Genomic DNA, 19,960 nt, shown 5'->3' with positions numbered 1-19,960 from the left:
AGCACTGAGTCTGCCGAAGTGCGGTTATTTACTCTGTTTTAACTAATCCATCCATAAAAAGCTCAATCATATTAACGCATAAAAAAAGCCTGAAGTTTTACTTCAGGCTTCTATATATAAGATCAAGTTCTATTAGTCTACAAGAACCCAGTCTCCTTTATCTAACAATGGGATCGCTTGTTTGAACTTCATGTCTTTAGTTTCACCACTTAATACGTTCTTTAAGGTAACCTTATCGTTTCTACCAATTTTAGGTCGGTCTCTAGTGATGGTTTCAGTAATCTCCGGTTTACGCTGAGTATTACCAACCGCGCGACTTTGAGCAGCACGTTCATCCATATTGGGGATCTCTTCCTTCTTAGTTTCAACTTTCTCTTTCTGTTGAACCTGCCTTGCTTCCTGGATATTAGGAACGCTCGCCGTTGGAATCTCTCCTTTGAATAGGAAGGACATCACATCACGGTTTACGGTTTCCAGCATTGCTTTGAAAAGTTCAAAAGCTTCGAACTTATAAATAAGCAATGGATCCTTCTGCTCATGAACAGCTAACTGAACACTCTGCTTTAACTCATCCATTTTTCTTAAGTGAGTCTTCCAGGCTTCATCAATGATCGCGAGAGTAATATTCTTCTCGAAATCTTTAATTAATTGCTTTCCTTCAGTTTCATAAGCTTTCTGAAGATTAGTAACTACGCTTAATGTTTTCGTGCCATCCGTAAAAGGAACAGAAATACGCTCGAAGTTATTTCGCTCATCTTCATGAACCTGTTTGATAACCGGGAATGCACGTTCAGCATTATGAGCCATCTTAGTATCGTAATGTGAGTATGCAGCCTTATAGACCTCTCCAGCAAGCTTCTGAGGGGTCATTTTTTTGAATTCTTCTTCGGAAACAGGAGAACTCATAGAGAAATTCCTGATCAATTCAAATTCAAAATTCTTATAATCCTCAGCTCCTTTATTGGTTTCAGCAATATTTTCAGAAATATCAAAGATCATATTGGCAAGATCCACACGTAACCTGTCTCCGAATAGAGCATGGTAACGACGCTTATAGATCACCTCACGCTGAGCGTTCATAACATCATCATATTCCAGCAAACGCTTACGAACTCCGAAGTTATTCTCCTCTACTTTCTTCTGAGCACGCTCAATAGACTTGGAGATCATGGAATGCTGAATAACTTCACCTTCTTCCAGACCCATACGGTCCATTAGTTTGGCGATTCTTTCAGAACCAAACAATCTCATCAGGTTATCTTCAAGAGACACATAGAACTGAGAACTACCCGGGTCACCCTGTCTACCAGCACGACCACGCAACTGCCTGTCCACACGTCTCGAATCATGACGCTCGGTACCAACAATCGCCAGACCACCAGCTTCCTTCACTTCCTTGCTCAATTTAATATCGGTACCACGACCAGCCATGTTAGTGGCGATAGTTACGATACCGGCATTACCAGCTTCAGCAACAATATCGGCCTCCTGCTTGTGACGTTTCGCGTTCAATACGTTGTGAGGTACATTCCGTAGCTTCAGCATACGACTGAGTAATTCCGAAATTTCAACGGAAGTAGTACCAATAAGTACCGGTCTGCCCGCATTCGAAAGATCGGTCACATGATCGATCACCGCATTATATTTCTCGCGTTTGGTCTTATAAACCAAATCTTCTTTATCATTTCTGGCAATAGGTCGGTTGGTTGGAATTTCCACCACATCAAGTTCATAGATCTCCCAGAATTCACCGGCTTCAGTTACCGCGGTACCCGTCATCCCCGAAAGTTTGCGGTACATTCTAAAGTAATTCTGAAGCGTTACCGTAGCAAAGGTCTGTGTTGCATCTTCGATCTTCACATTTTCCTTAGCTTCGATCGCCTGGTGGAGTCCGTCACTATAACGACGACCATCCATGATACGACCGGTTTGCTCATCTACGATCTTCACTTTGTTATCCATCACTACATACTCTGTGTCTTTTTCGAAGAGGGTATAGGATTTTAGTAACTGGCGAAGCGTATGAATACGTTCACTTTTAACCGAATATTCTCTGAATAATTCTTCTTTCTTTTCAGCTTCTTCTTCTGCAGAAAGACCTTCTTTTTCGATTTTTGCGATCTCCATACCAATTTCAGGCATCACGAAAAAGTCAGGATCATTTTCTCCGGAAAGAAACTCAATCCCTTTATCGGTAAGATCGATCTGATTGCTTTTTTCTTCGATCGTAAAATACAGCTCGGCATCCACCTTCGGCATTTCACGATTATTATCCTGCATATAGTGATTCTCGGTTTTCTGCAATAATTGCTTAACACCTTCTTCACTCAGGAATTTGATCAATGCCTTATTCTTCGGAAGACCACGATATACTCTCAATAACTGAAAACCACCTTCTTTGGCGTCACCTTCCTTGATCAGTTTCTTAGCTTCAGCAAGTACTTTTAAAAGATATTTACGCTGAACTTCAACGATATTAGCGATCGCAGGCTTCAATTCCATAAATTCATGCGTATCACCTTTAGGTACAGGACCAGAAATGATCAATGGAGTACGGGCATCATCAATTAATACTGAATCCACCTCATCCACGATCGCATAATTATGCGGGCGTTGTACCAGATCATCGGGAGCATGAGACATATTATCTCTCAGGTAATCAAAACCGAATTCATTGTTGGTTCCGTAGGTAACATCAGCATTATAAGCTTTTCTACGAGCGGCAGAGTTTGGACGATGGTAATCAATACAGTCTACACTTAAACCGTGAAACTGAAAGATAGGGGCCATCCACGCGCTATCACGTTTTGCCAGGTAGTCATTTACAGTCACCAGGTGTACTCCGTTTCCGGTAAGAGCATTCAGGTAAACAGGCAAAGTTGCCACAAGGGTTTTACCTTCCCCGGTATGCATCTCTGCAATTTTCCCCTGGTGCATAGCCACACCACCAATAAGCTGAACGTCATAGTGGATCATATCCCAGGTTACCGGCTTTCCGGCTGCATCCCAGGAGTTGTTCCAGATGGCGTGATCACCTTCAAGATTTACATAATCTTTTTCTGCGGAAAGTTCTCTATCGTAAGCAGAGGCCTGAACCTTTAATTGCGGATTATTACAGAAACGTTTTGCTGTCTCTTTAACAACTGCAAAGGCTTCCGGAAGAATATCGTTTAGAACTGCTTCAGAAAGCTCGTAAGATTTATCTTTAAGCGCATCAACTTCAGCATAGATATCTTCCTTACGGGTGATATCATCAATTTCATCAGCTTCCTTATTTAGCGCTTCTATCTTATCTCTAACTTCTTTAGTAGCATCAGAGATCTGAGTTTTAAATTCAGATGTTTTTGCACGCAATTCATCCAGGCTCATCGCTTCGAACTTAGACTCAAGAGCCTTGATCTTATCTACGATGGGTTGAATCGATTTTACGTCTTTCTTGGATTTATCTCCAACGAAAGCTTTTAATACGGTATTTAAAAAACTCATAGTGGTTTTTTTATTTAAGGGGTTCAAATTTACGCAAAAAAAAAGCCTCATGATTGAGACTTTTCCCTAATTTCTACGTGTTATATTTTAATATTCATCCTCATTCCAGAGGTAATCTTCATCTGTTGGATAATCCGGCCAGATCTCTTCAATAGAATCATATGAATCACCTTCATCTTCTATTGCCTGTAAATTTTCGACAACTTCAAGCGGTGCTCCTGTTCTAATTGCGTAGTCTATTAACTCGTCTTTGGTGGCCGGCCAGGGTGCATCACTTAAATAAGATGCTAATTCTAAAGTCCAATACATTGATTAATCGGGTTTTAAATTTTGGCAAAAATAATTTTTTTGCTCTAATAGCCAAGAAAAAAATCTATTATTTACTCAATAATGATAAGAACGTAAAGATTTCGATCATTATTTGCATTATTCACAATGAATATGATGAAAATCTAATTGAATTAGGATTTTTTTGGAATCCATTGAATTTCTTCAGCTTGCAAGGAATGAGACAACATCCGTGCCAGCACAAACAGGTAGTCTGAAAGTCGGTTTAAATAAACCAAAACCTGATCCTGAAATGGTTCAATGTCATATAAGGCGGTAGAAATACGTTCGGCTCTTCTACAAACGCAACGTGCTATGTGACAGAATGACACGCTTTGATGTCCGCCAGGTAATACGAAATGCGTCATTTCAGGCAACTCCGTATTCATCTCGTCGATCGCATGTTCCAGTTTTTCAATATCAGCATCAGATACTTTAGGGATATTCAAACGATCCTTTCCATTTTTGAGTTTTTCCTTTTCAGGATCTGTAGCCAGCACCGCTCCAATGGTAAATAACCTGTCCTGTATTTCTATTAGTAACTGCTTGGTGTTATCATTCACTGGCTGATCTCTTAGAAGTCCTATGTGTGAATTTAACTCGTCTACCGTTCCGTAGCTTTCAATACGTATATGATGTTTGGGAACCCTGGTTCCTCCAAATAATGAAGTGGAGCCCTTGTCCCCGGTCTTGGTATATATTTTCATTGCAAATTTTTATCAGGATAAAAGTACGAAGTTAGTGGAGCTAAGAAAAATAATGAGGATAGCTTAACATTCAGAAAAGATTAAAGAGTACCAGATTCCTGCTCTTTTTTACGTTCGTGATAGCGTTTTCTGAAATTCCGGTTCTTTCGCTCTTTTTTGATTTTTTTACTACGGTTGGAGTTCCATAGAAAAAATGCGAGAATAGCTACAATAATGAGTAGGTATAGCCAGGTTTCCCTATCAAGGTCGATCATAAGATTTGTTTAGAGATCTAAATTTACAAAAAACCTGAAAAATCTGATCTAAACTGTAGGAGTATGCACTCTTTTACGTTCATCGGTTTCTATTCTACCATCTTTTAAGCGGATTACGCGATGTGCATGCTCGGCGATCTCTTCTTCGTGAGTAACCAGGATTACGGTATTTCCTGCAGCATGAATATCATCAAAAAGGTTCATGATCTCTACGGAAGTTTTTGAATCCAGGTTTCCGGTTGGTTCATCTGCAAGGATGATGGAAGGTTTATTAACCAGCGCACGTCCAACTGCCACACGTTGTCGCTGTCCACCCGAAAGCTGATTGGGTTTATGATCCATTCGGTCACCAAGTCCCACACTGCGGAGTACTTCTTCAGCACGTTCTTTACGTTGAGATTTTGTCGCCCCGGCATAGACCATTGGTAAGGCCACGTTATCTAAAGCGGTAGTTCTGGGAAGTAAATTAAAAGTTTGAAAAACGAATCCAATTTCTTTATTCCGAATTTCCGCAAGTTCATCATCACTCATCTTACTGGCATCCTTTCCATTCAGAATATAAGACCCGGAAGTTGGAGTATCCAGGCAGCCCAGAAGATTCATTAAAGTAGATTTTCCGGAACCTGAAGGTCCCATGATCGCGACATATTCACCTCGCTCAATATCCAGATCGATACCTTTTAGAACTTTTACGACTTCCTGTCCCAATGGGAAATCTCTGGTGATCGTACGAATTTCGATTACTTTACTCATGGATTTTAATTTACGCTTGTTTGACGGTGATTCAACTAATTTGTTACACCCTTATTGTAAAATGCTCTTTTACCTGTTCACTTCGGAAGAATATAAAACCCCATTGAAAAGTATCGATCGAAACCCGAACCTGCGGATGAGCGATAATTTCTTTCCAGGCTTCCTGCATGTCAGCAGACCAGTGGATGTCATCAAATATAAAGACAGAATCATTATGCGCAAGAGGTAATAATGTGCGGAAATAGTCCAGTGTTGCCTGTTTTTGATGATTTCCGTCGAAATAAATAAGGTCAAATTTCTCTGAAGTTTTCTGTCCGATTTTTGTTGTTCGGACTTTACCAGTTAGATCAGAAAGAACATTTTCAATTTTATCAAATCTCAAATCAACATTATTTAGATCAAATTTTTCAAAATGTTGCCGGGCGATTTTTGCGGTTTCTTTGCAACCTTCTATAGTGGTGAGTTCTGTGAATTTATTTGCTGCAATTGCTGCGGAAGCTATTCCAAGAGAAGTTCCCAGTTCCATAGCATTCCCGATCTTTAAATAATTAACGATCCTGAATAATAATTTCGCCCGAAATAGGGTGATTCCGGCATTTTTAGCAATTGCGTGTATCGGTCTTCGATTGGAACTAAAAACCCTGCTTCCTGCACCAAAATCTTCTACTTCGATAATTTCTCTATTCCGAAGAAGATCATTGCGGTAATCTTTAATTATATCATATTCCGAATGTTCCGAAGTATCATAAAAACATCTGGTCACTAACTCATAAACAAAAGGGGAGTGGAGTCCGTGTTCGTTCTGACTCTTTAAAAGGAATTTTATATAGGCTTTGAGTTGGAAGAGCATGAAATTGGTTATGGGTTCTCAGTTGTAGGTTATGCGTTTCATGTTTCTAAATAAAGAATTATGGAAAAGAAAAATATACTATTTCCATTCTCTTTCAACATATTTTATAAATGAATAGATTTTTGCACCCAGAATTTCATAATTGGCTTTGAGTTCTTTTGTCCCTTCAATTTCATAGAGACGATCAATCATTTCTAATTGAGATAAACACTCGAGCAACGAAGCGTGAGAATAGATTAAATATTTGAGAAAATCCTGCTTATAAGTAAGTCGGCCATAGCCTTCAATGATATTATCCTTGATGCCTTTAGAAGATCTCCGAATCTGGCTTCCCTGTTCATAAAGTTCAAATTTTGGAAGTTTCAAAGAAATGGCATGTACTTCCAGAGCATATTCAAATGCTAAATTGTAAATATCCAGATCTTTATAACTTTTCATTTTTCTATCTTAACAGACAACAGACAACAGACAACAGACAACAGACAACAGACAACAGACAACGTTTAAATTACCCTTCCAACTTCTCCATCAATTCGAACCAGCGCATGGTTTTAGTTTCAATCTCGTCTTCAACTTTTTTCAGGTCTTTAGATCTTTCAGCAACCTCATCAGCGCTAAGTTCTTCCAGGAAGCTTTGCTGAATTTTCTCTTTCTTCTTCTCCAGTTTTGCGATCTCCTTTTCCAGTTTACTGTATTCCTTTTTCTCGTTATAGGTTAGAGAAGCTCCGGAACTACTTGATTTGAATTCCTTTTTGTCTTTAACTTCAGAAGTCTTTTCTATTTGAACGTTTTCAGCTTTAGGTTTAGAGGCCTGGTATTCTCTGAAGTCGGTGTAGTTTCCTGGGAAATCTGTGATCGCGCCGCCACCTTCAAAAACAAAGAGGTGATCGGTAATTTTATCCATAAAATACCGGTCGTGAGACACCACGATAATACATCCTGGAAAATCCATCAGGAAACTTTCAAGGACATTCAGTGTAAGAACGTCCAGATCATTGGTTGGCTCATCGAGAATAAGGAAATTTGGATTCTGAATAAGAACAGTACACAAGTAGAGACGTTTCTTTTCACCACCACTCAGTTTTTCCACAAAGTCGTATTGCTTTTTTCTGCTGAAAAGGAAACGTTCCAGCAATTGTTCCGCAGAGATCTGTCGGCCCTTTTTAAGCGGAATATAATCTCCAAACTCTTTGATCACCTCGATCACTTTCTGTCCCGGTTTGATCTTAATACCTTTCTGAGTATAATATCCGAATTTTACGGTTTCACCGATAACGATCTTCCCGGTATCCGGTTCAAGACTTCCCGTAAGCATGTTTAGAAAAGTAGATTTCCCAGTACCATTTTTCCCTATGATCCCAATTCGTTCACCTTTGAGAAAATTATAACTGAAGCTTTCCATCAATTGCTTTCCGCCTAGTTCCTTAGAAATATTGTGGATCTCCACGATCTTGCTTCCAAGACGTTCCATATTGAGTTCGAGCTGAACCTTATGATCCTGCCGGCGTTGTCCCGCACGATGTTTGATTTCATGGAAATCCTCGATTCGAGATTTCGATTTGGTAGTACGCGCTTTAGGCTGGCGACGCATCCATTCCAGTTCCTTTTTATACAACTGCTGAGCCTTGTCTGTATTGGTAGCTTCCTGCTGATGTCTTTCTTCTTTTTTATCCAGGTAATAGGAATAGTTTCCTTTATAGGTATATAATTTGCCATCTTCCAGCTCCACGATTTCGTTGCAAACCCGCTCCAGAAAGTAACGGTCGTGAGTCACCATAAAAATGGTAAAATCCTGTTTTCTGAAATATTCTTCCAGCCATTCGATCATGTCCAGATCTAGGTGGTTGGTAGGTTCATCGAGAATGATAAAGTCAGGTTTTTTAAGAAGCATTCTGGCAAGGGCGAGGCGTTTCTTCTGTCCTCCGGAAAGGTTTTTAACAACTGCCTGCAGATCTTCAAGATTAAGCTTGAAGAGTATTTGTTTGAATTCAGTTTCAAAATCCCAGGCGTTATTGGCTTCCATGGCATCCATGGCATTCTGAAGAGCATCAGAGTCTTCAGGATTTTCCATGGCCTTTTCATATTGAGCAACAACTTTTAAGGTTGGATTCTCACTCGAAAAGATACTTTGCTCGATGGTAAGCTCGGGATCAAGATCAGGTTCCTGGGAAAGGAAAGCAACGCGTATGTCATTTCGATAGATCACCTGCCCATCATCTGGTGAATCGGTTCCCGCGAGAATGTTCAATAAACTGGTTTTTCCTGTTCCATTCTTGGCAACAAAACCAACTTTCTGATCTTTATTTATTCCGAAGCTAATTTGTTCAAAGAGAACACGTTCGCCAAATGATTTCGCAACATTTTCTACTGAAAGGTAATTCATATTATTGTTATCGGTTCTATGTTGTCCGTTAGAGCCTCAAAAGTACGATAGGCAAATGACAATTGACTATTGATAGTTAAAAATGGATAATTATTTTGTTGGCATGTTTGCCATTGCTCATCTTTCGACAAGCTCAGGATGGTAATGAATTAACTCAATCTACTTAATTAGGACTGTGTAGCACTGAGCCATGTCGAAGTGCGGTTTTGTATGCACTGCATTATTTTACTGAAAATTGCTTATCTTTTGACAAACTCAGGATGGCACCACTCTCAAATTCAAGTATTCTTTTTCAGTAGTTTGCAGCACTGAGCCTGTCGAAGTGCGGTTTTTGATCGAATGCGACTAGTTCCAACCTTCGACAAGCTAAGTCTGGCTTTTACATTACAGATATTATTTATTTACTAATTGCAGCACTGAGCCTGTCGAAGTGCGATGTTGTAGATTTACACCTATTACAGCACTGAGCCTGTCGAAGTGCGGCTCAATATGCACGCTGTTGGTTCAATGAAAATTGCTCATCCTTCGACAGGCTCAGGATGGCATTGAATTTAGCACCTGTATTTTTCACAAGTTATTTTCATCACTGAGCTTGTCGAAGTAGGGCTTGATATGCACTGCATAGGTTTACTGAAATTTGCTCATCCTTCGAGAGGCTCAGGATGGCATCATTCTCACAGATATAATTTAGTTTATTAGTTGTTGCACTGAGCCTGTCGAAGTGCGGCTTGATCTGTACTGTATTGGTTTACTAAACATTGCTCATCCTTCGACAGGCTCAGGATGGCAATGAATTTAGCATCTTTACTTTTCATAAGTTATTTGTAGGACTGAGCTTGTCGAAGTGCGGATTGATATGCACTGCATAGGTTAATTGAAAATTGTTCATCCTTCGACAGATTTAGGATGTCAATGAATGTAGCACTGGTCTTGTTGAAAAATTATTTGCAGCACTGAGCCTGTCGAAGTGCGGTTTTCTACTGCATTTTAAATACTCCAGCCCTAAAGAGATACCACCAACCATGAACTATAGACCCCAAACAACAAACTATTAACACCAACTACCAACCACTCTCCACTTTCCTCTCTCAACCCAAAACCCAGAACCTCAAACCCCAAACTAAGAATACCATACCCCCGAACAACCTCCACACATAACCCACAACCCCCAACTCACCATCCCAAACATAATTCCACCCCAAAGTTTCGTTATTTGCTCGTAAAAACTATATTTGTTAAAACAATGTGAAGCCCTCTATGCGATTTAAATCTTTTTTGTTTTTATTCGCTGCAATATTAGCCTTAACCTCCTGCGTATCTAAAAAGCAGATGTCCTATCTTCAGCAATATGATGAAGAAGTGGACAGTATTATTCAGGTTCAGCGATTGCGCAAACCTTACCGTATCCAGACAGGTGATCTTTTGAGTATTAGAGTGAAGGCCCTGGACCAGGAATTGGTAGGTATGTTTAACCCCATAGACGAAAGTAATCCGAGTGCGACTACCGAGGAAAGAGTTTATTTTGATGGGTTTACGGTAGATGATCACGGAAATATCCGCGTGCCTACTATGGGAGAGATTAATGTTCTGGGATATACCGAAAAGGAAGTACGGGAGAAAATAGAGGAAAAGCTACTCGAAGAATATTTTAAAGAAGAAGCTAATATATTCGTGACCGTAAAACTTGCCGGAATACGTTATACTACTCTGGGAGAAATTGGTCAAGGAACACAGGTTATTTATAAAGAGCAGGTGACCATTATGGAAGCAATTGCAGAAGCTGGAGGGATCACCGATTACGGAGACCGGGAAAATGTGCAGATCATAAGGCAATATCCTCAGGGGGAAGAAGTACATATTATAGATGTTTCAGATATTGATGCTCTTAAAAGTCCGTATTATTATATACAACCAAATGATATGATCGTAGTGAATCCTTTACCAAGGAAAGCATTAGGTCTTGGGACTACGGGTCTGGAAGTTTTTAGGACTGTAACTAGTCTGGTTACATTAGTAACCTCTATTTATTTTTTAACTACCAGGTAATGGCAAATGAAGAAGATCACATATCAGATGTAGGTTCCACTTTCGACTTTAAAGGTTTTATCTTAAAAGTTATTAGTTACTGGAAGCTTATCCTTCTTTCTGTAGGAATTAGTCTGGCCGTAGCCTATTATAATAATGTTCGTAAACTCCCGGTTTACCAACTTGGAAATACAATTTCAATTAAGGATGATCAAAATCCCTTTTTTACTTCTAATACCAGCCTAACTTTTAACTGGGGTGGGACTTCAGACAAAGTAAATACCGCAATGACGATCTTAAGGTCAAGATCACATAATGAAGCGGTAGTTGAAGAACTACAATTTTATATAAACTATTTAGAGGATGGTGAATACCAGCGCGTAGATGCCTATGGGAAAACACCTTTTAAAATAATTGCAGATAGTGCAGCCTTTCAGGCCAACAATGTTACTCTGGAAATTAAAATGCTGGATGATCTAAGCTATAATCTTAAAGTCAAAATACCAGCCAACCTTGCCAGGACTAATTATAAGACACAGGAGACTGATAACCGAAGGGTTGAAGCCAGGGACTTTAATAGAAATTTTAAAATAGGGGAGCACCTAAGGTTACCATTCTTTTCCGGTTATGTTTTAAGGACAGATAATGCCTTGCAGCCAGAAAAAGTGTTTTATACAAGCTTTTTAAATTTTAACGGGGCTGTAGGGAGATATCGAGGAGTCAATATTCAACCTCAATCGGCGGGTTCCTCAGTTTTAAATCTAAGTCAAATAGGCTTAAATAAAGCCAGACTGGTAGATTATCTAAATGGTTCAGTTGCAGTATTGAGTAAAAATATGCTGGAGCGAAAGAATCTTTTCGCCACTAAAACAATTCGCTTTATAGATAGTAGTCTGGCGGTTCAGTCAGAACAATTACAAGAAGTACAGGCAGAGCTAAATAATTTCCGTAATAGCAATTCCATATTGGATATCTCTGCAGAAAGTTCAGAACTAACAGGGAAACTATCAACTTTAGATGCGCAGAAAGAAGGTTTAAGAAGGCAATTGGCCTATTATGAGAATCTCGAGGAATATCTTCAAACCAGAGAGGATTATTCTAATGTGCCAGCCCCTTCGGTTGCGGGTATTTCTGAAAGTAGTATTTCTTCAGGAGTAAGTAAAATCATTCAGCTAGCGGAAGAGCGAAGTAATTATCAGTATACTTTAAAAGAGAACTCCCCGGTTTTTGATGATATCGATAGGCAGATAAATTCAGTAAAGTCTATTCTTTTGGAAAATATCAATTCGTCTAAGGGACTTTTAAGGTCAGAATTGGGAGATATTAATGGTCAAATTGGTAGATTAGAAGAAGAAGTTAAAAAGCTACCCCAGGAGGAGCAGGACCTGCTTAAAATCCAAAGAAAGTACGCGATCAATGAGCGTACCTATAATATGTTCCTGGAGAAACGAAGTGAAGCAGGACTTATTAAAGCAGCAAATGTAAGTGATGTATTAGTTATTGATAAAGCTAAAGATACTGGAGGAGGAAGGATTGGGCCGGATACACAATTGAATTATGTAATGGCCATATTAATTGGCGGATTGATACCATTGACCTTTGTATTTCTACTTGTGTTTCTGAACACCAATATTCATAATGCCCAGGAAATTACCCGATTATCACCAATTCCAATACTAGGATTAATAGGTAAAAATAAGATGGATGGAAATCTGGCAGTTTTTAACTCTCCAAAATCTTCTATTGCAGAAAGTTTCAGGGGTTTAAGATCCAGTTTACAATTCATGTATAAGAGGCAGGGTGTTATGGGATCAAAAACCGTAATGATCACCTCATCTGTCTCAGGAGAAGGGAAAACCTTTTGTGCGATGAACCTGGCGACAGTTTTTGCACTTAGTGAAAAGAAAACGGTACTTGTTGGGGTGGACCTTAGGAAACCAAAGATTTTTGATGATTTTCAGTTGAATAATGATTTAGGGATCGTTAATTATTTAATAGACCAGGCCTCGGCTGAGGAGATCGTGCAAAAAAGTAAAATTCCGTATTTAAATGTAATTACCTCAGGGCCTGTACCGCCTAATCCTTCTGAATTACTCTTAACAGAGAAAATGGATAAGTTAATTGAAAATCTTAAGCAGGATTATGACTATATAATTCTAGATACTCCACCTATAGGGATGGTTGCGGATGCCCTCAACCTGGTGAAACATGCAGATGCCACCTTATATATGGTTAGACAGGACTACACTAAAAGAGGAATGCTGGAAACGATTAATCAAAAATACGCTAAGGGAGAAATTAAAAATATCAGTTTTGTTTTAAACCATTTTGTACATAGTGCCAAATATGGCTATGGCTACGGCTACGGCTACGGCTACGGCTACGGGTATGGGTATAATCGCTATGCAAAAGGTTATTATGGAGCTGCACCTACAAGGCTTTCCCAGTTAAAAGCCTCCTGGAAAAAATTTATGAGAAATTTTGAATAGAGTGTATTGGTAACAAGTATGGAGAAGGATCAGAATTGGTTATATGAGATAAGTCCTAAGAGAAAACTTATAGATCTAAATTTTAAAGAGATCTGGAACTATCGTGACTTACTAATCCTATTTGTAAAGAGGAATATAGTAACAGTCTATAAACAAACAATATTAGGGCCTCTTTGGTATTTTATACAGCCCATTTTTACTGCTTTGACCTTTACATTAGTATTTAATAATATAGCTAATATCCCCACCGGTACCGTTCCCGCTTTTTTATTCAATCTTACAGGAATTACCGCCTGGAATTATTTTAGCCAATGTTTCGTTGGAACTTCAAATACTTTTCGTGCAAATGCAGGTATTTTTGGTAAGGTCTATTTCCCACGAGTAATTATGCCTTTGTCCAATGTGATCACAAATCTTTTTAAATTTGGAATCCAATTAGGGATCCTGCTTATTACTTATTTATATGTGATATGGAACGGAGCCGATGTTCACCCCAATTATAACCTGATATTACTACCCGTTTATATTTTGATGATGGCTATGTTAGGCCTTGGCATGGGAATGATCATTTCTGCTTTTACAACAAAATACCGTGATCTTACCATACTGGTAGGCTTTGCCACCTCCCTTTTGGTTTATATATCTGCAGTTCCCTATCCTTTGAGTGAGGTATCTAATAAGATGCCCGATTATGCGTGGATAGTAAAATATAATCCATTAACACAAATAATTGAAGGTTTTAGATATATGATTCTGGACACCGGAACCTTTACCTTGGTAGGATTAATTTATACTTTTAGTATTTCAGTGCTATTATTTATTTTTGGATTGATCATTTTTAACCGAACTGAAAAAAACTTTATTGATACTGTTTAGGTTTCAGTAATTTATAAGGATCACTAATGGTTACAAACTATTTCAGGAAATTTAATATTATAATAGTCAAGTAAGGATTCAATTTCTGCCATGGAGGTAGAATTTGGTTTATTTTTAAAGAAGTTTTTTAAATTTGTTAGTCTCTTTTTTTGATGGAAAAGAAATCTTAATGTTGAATGTTTTTCCAGATATTTGCCTCTTAGAACGCCCCCACTATAATGCTGAATAAAACTTTCATCATTTAGTTTAGAATTGTTGTTCCATTTTTCGGCATCTATGATCTCTATATCAGGATTATTCTTTCCAAATGCTATCATATGACCATTTTCATAAGGAGCTTTATCTTCTTTTGCCACAGGCTTATCTCCGTTTTTGATCACTTCATCAAGATAGCTTAAAGCTTCCCTGGAGTTTTTCATGAAGATCACTCCTGAGTTAATGCGCCCTGAAAATCCATGAGACATAAAAATTTTCTTTTCACTTAGCTTTTCCATTTCCTCAATAAAAGAAGGTGTACGTGGTCTTACTTCACAATCAGCATCTATAAATGCTACCCATTCGTAGTGGCATTGGAGTGCTGTTCTTAGTAAAAAGAGCTTTAACCAGGCAGCTTCAGTTGGAAGAAGCATCCTGGGAGTCTTGTCTATTAAGAGATATTGAAAATTATGTTTTTTGCAATAGTCCTGCTGGGTTTTTATACAAGGTTTGAAAAGGCTGGAGTAACCTTCAAGAGCAATTGAAAATACGAGAACTTTACTGTGCATTACTTTTTAATTTCTGTTTCATCCTGATATTAGGAGGATATAATATTTATCCTTGTAATAATAAGCTTTTGCGATTCTAAGATTTTTTAATTGAAAATGTACCTGTTTTAAAAAAAATGGATCAAGTTTCTTTGTTAAAATCGAAATATCACAAATTTGGTATAATTAATTAATATTAATTGATGATCATCTTAGGTTAATTCAATTCCTTTGTTTTAGTAAAAGGGTTATTCGAGTAATAATTTAATAAAGAATACTTTAATCCCAGTGATGAATTAATTTTTAACTTAAATTCTAACTACTTAATTGAAATCAGAGAAAGAAATAGCTCTTTTTATTCCTTGCTACAATGAGGAAGAAAGATTGAATATAAAAGCATTTCAGTTATTTATCAAAGAGACATCTGTAAAGATGGATTTCTACTTTATAGATGATGGGAGCCTTGATAACACTGCTGATATTATTTCAAATAACTTGATAGATAAAGAAAATGTTCAGCTTATAAAGTTGGATAGGAATCGTGGAAAAGGTAATGCTTTAAGAGTAGGAATGCTCCAGAGTTTGCTCAGGAACTATGAGTTTTATGCATTTATTGATGCAGATTTGGATGTACCGTTGGATCAGGTTTGTTTACTTCATAAGGAATTAATTAAATCTTCAGGATTAATTGCAATAAGCAAAAGAAACCTAAAATCAAATTTCGATATATTTAATCTGAGGTCTATTGCGAGTTTGTGTATGGTAAATCTTGCCAATAGAATAATTGGTTTTGAAAATAAAATAAAAGATACTCAATGCGGGTGTAAAATGCTGCATAGGGAGATCGTTGAAATTTGTTTTAAAGATGAATTTATTTCAGAATGGTTATTTGATATTGAAATCTTCCTGCGGTTAAAGAAAGAGGTAAAAGGGGCGAGAGAAAGAATTTTTGAAGTAAAATTACACATTTTAAATAAGAATGGAAGGTCAAAATTTAGATTTAGACAGAACTTCAAAATAGCTCATCAATTATATCGGATTAATAAATTTTATAATTAAGATGAATTTTATTAAGCCTATTTACTTATTATCATCTTTAATTATCATTTCTATTTTTGTTATTCCATTTATATATATATCGAATTATGTGATATTAGTTTTAGATGATTTATGCAGAGCCCCTGTTACTTCACAGAATATTATTCAATTAATACAAGATTGGTATTTAACTCATAACGGACGTTTTATTAATTCTATTTTGAGCCTTTTGCCAGTTTATAATTTGGATATATACCGGATAATAGTTGCATTGTCATTTCCATTCTTAGGATTTGTATTATATGATTTTCTTCAAAAACTTTTTAAAATATATGAGTTAAGGTTAGATATAACAGAAAGGATCTTTCTTTCAAGTCTTCTATTCGTCGTATTAATAGCGGAAATACCCTCTTTATTTGAATTCTTTTACTGGTACGCGGCAGAGACAGTCTATCTATTTAGTTTTATTGCATTTCTATATTTTCTGCTATTACTTTTCAGGATTTATATGGAATTATCCTGGAACTTATTTGTTGGACTATTTCTCATCATTTTTCTCAATGGAAACAATGAATTGTTTCTTGGTTTTAATAATATAATTCTTCTTTCCTTATTAGTTCGCTGGTTTTTAAAACGTAAAGGCATCAATTTTAAGATCCTGCTTTTAAATATTATTAGTTGGATAACATCTCTCATATTTTTACTATCTCCCGGTACTTTATCCAGAAGAGGAGAATTGGGATATGAGGGGGATATTTTTGTAAGTATTAAAGTAGGTTTATTATATGGAGGAAGGTTTATTTTAGAAAACCTTATAGAAATTCCCAATTTGTTGTTTTTTCCTATTGTTTTTTTATTGATAAGTAAAAATCGTATCAAGTTTAACAAGGTAAAAACCTTTCATCCGGTTCTGTTATTGTTTATCTCTTATTTAAGCATAACATCATTTTATGGACTTAAATTTTATGCAACTGGTTTAGTTGAAAGAGATGTTGGTCGTGTTGGGAATATTTTGCATCTCGTGGTTTTAATTTTTGTCTTATTAAATATGGTTAACCTGGCTGTTGTTTTAGGAAGAAAATGGAAAATACACGATTTCTATAAAAAATACCTACCTCCTATACTTGTTATATTACTGATCATTTTTATTTTTTTTAAAAATCAGAATTATGTGGATTTGAGGCAGGATTTGATTCAGAATAATTTTCATGAATTTGAAAAGGCTGTTGAGCAAAGAAATAATACTATCGTAAAAACTAAAGGCGATACATTGGTTTTAAAACAAATTCAAGGAACTTTACTATTGAAATCTGGAGATGAAATGCTCATATCTAAGGAATGGCCGAGAACGTGCTTTCTAAGATATGTGAATAAAAAATATGGTAAATCTTTTCAAGTACTTCAGGTAAAAAAGTCAGACAATACTAATCATCTTAACTAGGAATGGAAAAAAGGAGTATTCCACTCTTTTACTGGAGTGAACAAAAATTTATCTTTAAGGATAAAGAAAATTACGGAGATCTGCTTTCTAAATATTTAGTGGAAAAGATATCAGGGAAAAAGGTGAAATTTATCCATCCAAAAAAACAGGCCTGGTATAAAATAAATAAAAAACATTTCCTGGTTATAGGTAGTATCCTCCATCATGCAACACCTAAAAGTATTGTTTGGGGAAGCGGAATTATAGATAGGGAGCATGAGATTCCTGAAGCTGATTTCAGGGCTGTTCGCGGACCAAGGACCAGAGATTTTCTATTGAAAAAAGGCTATATATGTCCGGCGGTTTACGGAGACCCTGCTATTTTATTACCGGATCATTATGCACCCGATGTTCAAAAACAGTTTAAATTAGGCGTAATACCTCATTATCATGATCACGAAACGGCCAAAGAATTATTTGCGGGAAATAATGATGTGATGGTGATAGATCTCATGACCCTGGATGTTGAAGAAGTTACCCGGGAAATATTAAGCTGCGAACGCTGCATTTCTTCTTCTTTACACGGATTAATAGTTTCGCATGCTTATCAAATACCTTGTGTTTGGGTGGAATTCTCAGATAAGTTATTCGGGGATGGAGTTAAGTTTGTAGATTACTTTCAGTCGGTTGATTTAAAAGAATACAAACCCAAATTTGTAAACGAAGCAAGTCTTCAAAATAATATTGACTTTTTTCAGAATGTACAGGAGTTGCCAGATAAGGAAAGGCTAGGTGAGATAAAAAAAGCCTTAATGGATGCCTGTCCCTTTAAATGAGAAGGGTTTTTAATACGATATTAAATGCAGAAAGAAGATCGAAATCAGAAAAAGAACAAGGACTTTTATGAAAAGGTCTATTCCGGTTATTCAATTAAAAATATTTTATGGTGGCTAAATAATCTGGAGGGATATCTTGATTTTGCAACAACACATGAGACCAGCTGGTTTGCACTTTATAAAAATAATTTCCGGGATAAACTTTCCGGTTCAAAGGTGCTGGAAATGGGGTGTGGAGATTGCAATAATGCGGCCATAATGGCGGCCCTGGGAGCAGAAGTTTATGCGAATGATATCGCACCTTCCAGCGGTGAGATCATCGAAGAAATAAATAAAAACTATAATTTTAAATATCCTATTAAATTTATAAAAGGTGATTTCCTGGAAAATAAGTTACCAGCAAAGAGTTTCGATCTGATAATAGGGAAGGCCTTTTTACATCATTTAAATATTCCTGTTGAAACACTTTTTTTAAAGGAAACAGCCCGGTTATTAAAAGAAGACGGTGAAGCAAGATTCTTTGAGCCCGCAGTAAATTCCAAATTACTGGATGAAATTAGATGGTACGTTCCTGTAAAAGGAAGACCTTCAAAAATAAGTACGGCGGCATTCAAAAAATGGAAGGAAGAAGACCCACATCCAGATCGAAGTTTTAGTTCAGCACATTTTGAAAAGGCAGGAGAGCAATTCTTTAAAGAGGTTGAGATACTTCCTGTGGGTAGTCTGGAGAGATTTGGACAGCTGATGAAAACAGGTAAGAAGAGGGAAAGTTTTAGAAAAAAAGCCCTTAGTAAGGAGAAGTATATACCTTATCCTGTAAACAGGTATTTTGCAAAAAGCCAATTGATCACCTACAGAAAACCTATAAATGAATAAGAAAGGTCTTTTGAGTCGCAGCAAAGTCCTGCTCTTAAAAAAGCTATATAGAGCACCAGATAGATCAGATATTGAAACTCTGGTACTAAGTCTTAAACCCTGGAAAACAGAAAATGAACTTATACGACTTGGAGGTGAAAAGGATGGCGGGTATCTTCTTCCTGACGATCTGAAAAATATAGCGGCTTGTTTTTCTCCGGGGGTAGGAACCAGAAGCAGCTTTGAAAAAGATTGTGCAGCTCTGGGCATGAAGGTATTTATGGCCGATGGATCTGTGGAGAAGCCCGTTATCACAGATGACAGCTTCCATTTTGTGAAGAAATTTATAGGTAAAAATACCAGAGGTGAGTTTTTGAGAATGGAAGATTGGATTGGATTAACTGAAGTTAATTTGAATAAAGACCTTATCCTTCAAATGGATATTGAGGGTCATGAATATGATGTAATACTGGACACACCTCAGGAGATCCTGGCTAAATGCAGAATGATCATAATTGAATTCCATATGCTAACTTCCATGGAGTATCCCTATTATTTTCAGCGGATAAAAAAAATCTTTGATAAGCTATTAAAAGATCATGTTTGTGTACATATACACCCCAATAACTGTTGTGGTTCTAAAAGGATTCATGGAATAGAAATCCCTGGTGTTGCGGAGTTTACTTTTTACAGGAAAGAACGTTTTAATAGGAAAACAAAAGTAGATAAGTTGCCACATCCCTTAGATCATGATAATCTGGATAATTCTGAAAGTCTTGTACTTAATGAAGTCTGGTACAAATAGCTTATAATTCTCTGGTCCGTTAAAGTCCTGTTTTATAAGGAATGCTTATTTTTAGGCACTATATGGATGCATTTAGAATCTATAGTCTGATGTCTGGCTTTCTAAAATTTTAA

17 protein-coding genes are annotated in these 19,960 nt (G+C 37.1%); 8 read left to right on the top strand and 9 right to left on the bottom strand.

Annotated features, from left to right (window positions below):
- Positions 1-132: 132 nt before the first annotated feature.
- From secA to JM79_RS12375, 8 genes are all read right to left on the bottom strand, one after another.
- Positions 133-3,486, bottom strand: coding sequence for a preprotein translocase subunit SecA (secA, locus tag JM79_RS12405; protein ID WP_141878448.1), 3,354 nt, complete (start codon positions 3,484-3,486; stop codon positions 133-135).
- Positions 3,487-3,573: 87 nt separating this feature from the next.
- Positions 3,574-3,795, bottom strand: a complete 222-nt coding sequence (locus tag JM79_RS12400) for a DUF2795 domain-containing protein (protein ID WP_008272287.1) — start codon at positions 3,793-3,795, stop codon at positions 3,574-3,576.
- Positions 3,796-3,947: 152 nt separating this feature from the next.
- Positions 3,948-4,520, bottom strand: a complete 573-nt coding sequence (locus JM79_RS12395) for a cob(I)yrinic acid a,c-diamide adenosyltransferase (RefSeq protein ID WP_141878447.1) — start codon at positions 4,518-4,520, stop codon at positions 3,948-3,950.
- A gap of 80 nt (positions 4,521-4,600) precedes the next feature.
- Entirely contained in the window at positions 4,601-4,774 is a 174-nt protein-coding gene (locus tag JM79_RS16150; RefSeq protein WP_185739496.1) for a hypothetical protein, read from the bottom strand.
- Positions 4,775-4,822: 48 nt separating this feature from the next.
- Positions 4,823-5,527 carry an ABC transporter ATP-binding protein gene (locus JM79_RS12390; protein ID WP_141878446.1) on the bottom strand — a complete coding sequence of 235 codons (705 nt, stop codon included), beginning with the start codon at positions 5,525-5,527 and terminating at the stop codon, positions 4,823-4,825.
- A 43-nt stretch (positions 5,528-5,570) separates the two neighbouring features.
- A complete protein-coding gene (locus JM79_RS12385; RefSeq protein ID WP_141878445.1) occupies positions 5,571-6,377 on the bottom strand; it encodes a class I SAM-dependent methyltransferase in 807 nt (268 codons plus the stop codon).
- Positions 6,378-6,455: 78 nt separating this feature from the next.
- Positions 6,456-6,815, bottom strand: a complete 360-nt coding sequence (locus tag JM79_RS12380) for a four helix bundle protein (RefSeq protein ID WP_141878444.1) — start codon at positions 6,813-6,815, stop codon at positions 6,456-6,458.
- A 70-nt stretch (positions 6,816-6,885) separates the two neighbouring features.
- Positions 6,886-8,760, bottom strand: coding sequence for an ABC-F family ATP-binding cassette domain-containing protein (locus tag JM79_RS12375; RefSeq protein WP_141878443.1), 1,875 nt, complete (start codon positions 8,758-8,760; stop codon positions 6,886-6,888).
- 1,257 nt (positions 8,761-10,017) lie between these two features.
- Between JM79_RS12375 and JM79_RS12370 the strand changes: the two genes are divergently transcribed.
- The 3 genes from JM79_RS12370 to JM79_RS12360 are packed head-to-tail and all read left to right on the top strand — an operon-like array spanning position 10,018 to position 14,150.
- The gene (locus JM79_RS12370) at positions 10,018-10,806 is read left to right on the top strand and encodes a polysaccharide biosynthesis/export family protein (RefSeq protein ID WP_141878442.1); all 789 of its coding nucleotides are present in this window, start codon (positions 10,018-10,020) and stop codon (positions 10,804-10,806) included.
- Positions 10,806-13,274, top strand: a complete 2,469-nt coding sequence (locus tag JM79_RS12365) for a tyrosine-protein kinase (protein WP_141878441.1) — start codon at positions 10,806-10,808, stop codon at positions 13,272-13,274. The genes JM79_RS12370 and JM79_RS12365 overlap by 1 nt, the downstream gene beginning before the upstream one ends.
- Positions 13,275-13,292: 18 nt before the next feature.
- Complete coding sequence (locus JM79_RS12360; protein WP_141878440.1) at positions 13,293-14,150, top strand: ABC transporter permease; 858 nt, start codon at positions 13,293-13,295, stop codon at positions 14,148-14,150.
- 23 nt (positions 14,151-14,173) lie between these two features.
- Here JM79_RS12360 and JM79_RS12355 read toward each other — a convergent pair whose 3' ends face one another.
- Positions 14,174-14,914 (bottom strand): hypothetical protein, encoded by a 741-nt coding sequence (locus JM79_RS12355; protein WP_141878439.1) that lies wholly within the window; start codon positions 14,912-14,914, stop codon positions 14,174-14,176.
- 306 nt (positions 14,915-15,220) lie between these two features.
- Here JM79_RS12355 and JM79_RS12350 point away from each other — a divergent pair, with 306 nt between their 5' ends.
- From JM79_RS12350 to JM79_RS12330, 5 genes are all read left to right on the top strand, one after another.
- Entirely contained in the window at positions 15,221-15,952 is a 732-nt protein-coding gene (locus tag JM79_RS12350) for a glycosyltransferase (RefSeq protein ID WP_141878438.1), read from the top strand.
- Between the two features lie 487 nt (positions 15,953-16,439).
- Entirely contained in the window at positions 16,440-17,372 is a 933-nt protein-coding gene (locus JM79_RS12345) for a hypothetical protein (protein ID WP_141878437.1), read from the top strand.
- A gap of 2 nt (positions 17,373-17,374) precedes the next feature.
- Positions 17,375-18,187: a polysaccharide pyruvyl transferase family protein gene (locus JM79_RS12340; RefSeq protein WP_141878436.1), complete on the top strand. Its 813-nt coding sequence runs from the start codon at positions 17,375-17,377 to the stop codon at positions 18,185-18,187.
- Positions 18,188-18,211: 24 nt separating this feature from the next.
- Positions 18,212-19,063 (top strand): class I SAM-dependent methyltransferase, encoded by an 852-nt coding sequence (locus JM79_RS12335; RefSeq protein WP_141878435.1) that lies wholly within the window; start codon positions 18,212-18,214, stop codon positions 19,061-19,063.
- Positions 19,056-19,847: an FkbM family methyltransferase gene (locus JM79_RS12330; protein ID WP_141878434.1), complete on the top strand. Its 792-nt coding sequence runs from the start codon at positions 19,056-19,058 to the stop codon at positions 19,845-19,847. The genes JM79_RS12335 and JM79_RS12330 overlap by 8 nt, the downstream gene beginning before the upstream one ends.
- Positions 19,848-19,960: the final 113 nt, after the last annotated feature.

Source organism: Gramella sp. Hel_I_59 (assembly GCF_006714895.1).
Taxonomy (GTDB): Bacteria; Bacteroidota; Bacteroidia; order Flavobacteriales; family Flavobacteriaceae; genus Christiangramia.
The sequence above is the reverse complement of the archived record's forward strand: the minus strand, read 5'-3'. Positions and strand labels throughout refer to the sequence as shown.

Excerpts from the sequence above, each read along its gene's own strand:
- secA (WP_141878448.1), bottom strand. The coding sequence starts at position 3,486 with ATGAGTTTTTTAAATACCGTATTAAAAGCTTTCGTTGGAGATAAATCC.
- JM79_RS12400 (WP_008272287.1), bottom strand. The coding sequence starts at position 3,795 with ATGTATTGGACTTTAGAATTAGCATCTTATTTAAGTGATGCACCCTGG.
- JM79_RS12395 (WP_141878447.1), bottom strand. The coding sequence starts at position 4,520 with ATGAAAATATATACCAAGACCGGGGACAAGGGCTCCACTTCATTATTT.
- JM79_RS16150 (WP_185739496.1), bottom strand. The coding sequence starts at position 4,774 with ATGATCGACCTTGATAGGGAAACCTGGCTATACCTACTCATTATTGTA.
- JM79_RS12390 (WP_141878446.1), bottom strand. The coding sequence starts at position 5,527 with ATGAGTAAAGTAATCGAAATTCGTACGATCACCAGAGATTTCCCATTG.
- JM79_RS12385 (WP_141878445.1), bottom strand. The coding sequence starts at position 6,377 with ATGCTCTTCCAACTCAAAGCCTATATAAAATTCCTTTTAAAGAGTCAG.
- JM79_RS12380 (WP_141878444.1), bottom strand. The coding sequence starts at position 6,815 with ATGAAAAGTTATAAAGATCTGGATATTTACAATTTAGCATTTGAATAT.
- JM79_RS12375 (WP_141878443.1), bottom strand. The coding sequence starts at position 8,760 with ATGAATTACCTTTCAGTAGAAAATGTTGCGAAATCATTTGGCGAACGT.
- JM79_RS12370 (WP_141878442.1), top strand. The coding sequence starts at position 10,018 with ATGCGATTTAAATCTTTTTTGTTTTTATTCGCTGCAATATTAGCCTTA.
- JM79_RS12365 (WP_141878441.1), top strand. The coding sequence starts at position 10,806 with ATGGCAAATGAAGAAGATCACATATCAGATGTAGGTTCCACTTTCGAC.
- JM79_RS12360 (WP_141878440.1), top strand. The coding sequence starts at position 13,293 with ATGGAGAAGGATCAGAATTGGTTATATGAGATAAGTCCTAAGAGAAAA.
- JM79_RS12355 (WP_141878439.1), bottom strand. The coding sequence starts at position 14,914 with ATGCACAGTAAAGTTCTCGTATTTTCAATTGCTCTTGAAGGTTACTCC.
- JM79_RS12345 (WP_141878437.1), top strand. The coding sequence starts at position 16,440 with ATGGAATTATCCTGGAACTTATTTGTTGGACTATTTCTCATCATTTTT.
- JM79_RS12340 (WP_141878436.1), top strand. The coding sequence starts at position 17,375 with ATGGAAAAAAGGAGTATTCCACTCTTTTACTGGAGTGAACAAAAATTT.
- JM79_RS12335 (WP_141878435.1), top strand. The coding sequence starts at position 18,212 with ATGCAGAAAGAAGATCGAAATCAGAAAAAGAACAAGGACTTTTATGAA.
- JM79_RS12330 (WP_141878434.1), top strand. The coding sequence starts at position 19,056 with ATGAATAAGAAAGGTCTTTTGAGTCGCAGCAAAGTCCTGCTCTTAAAA.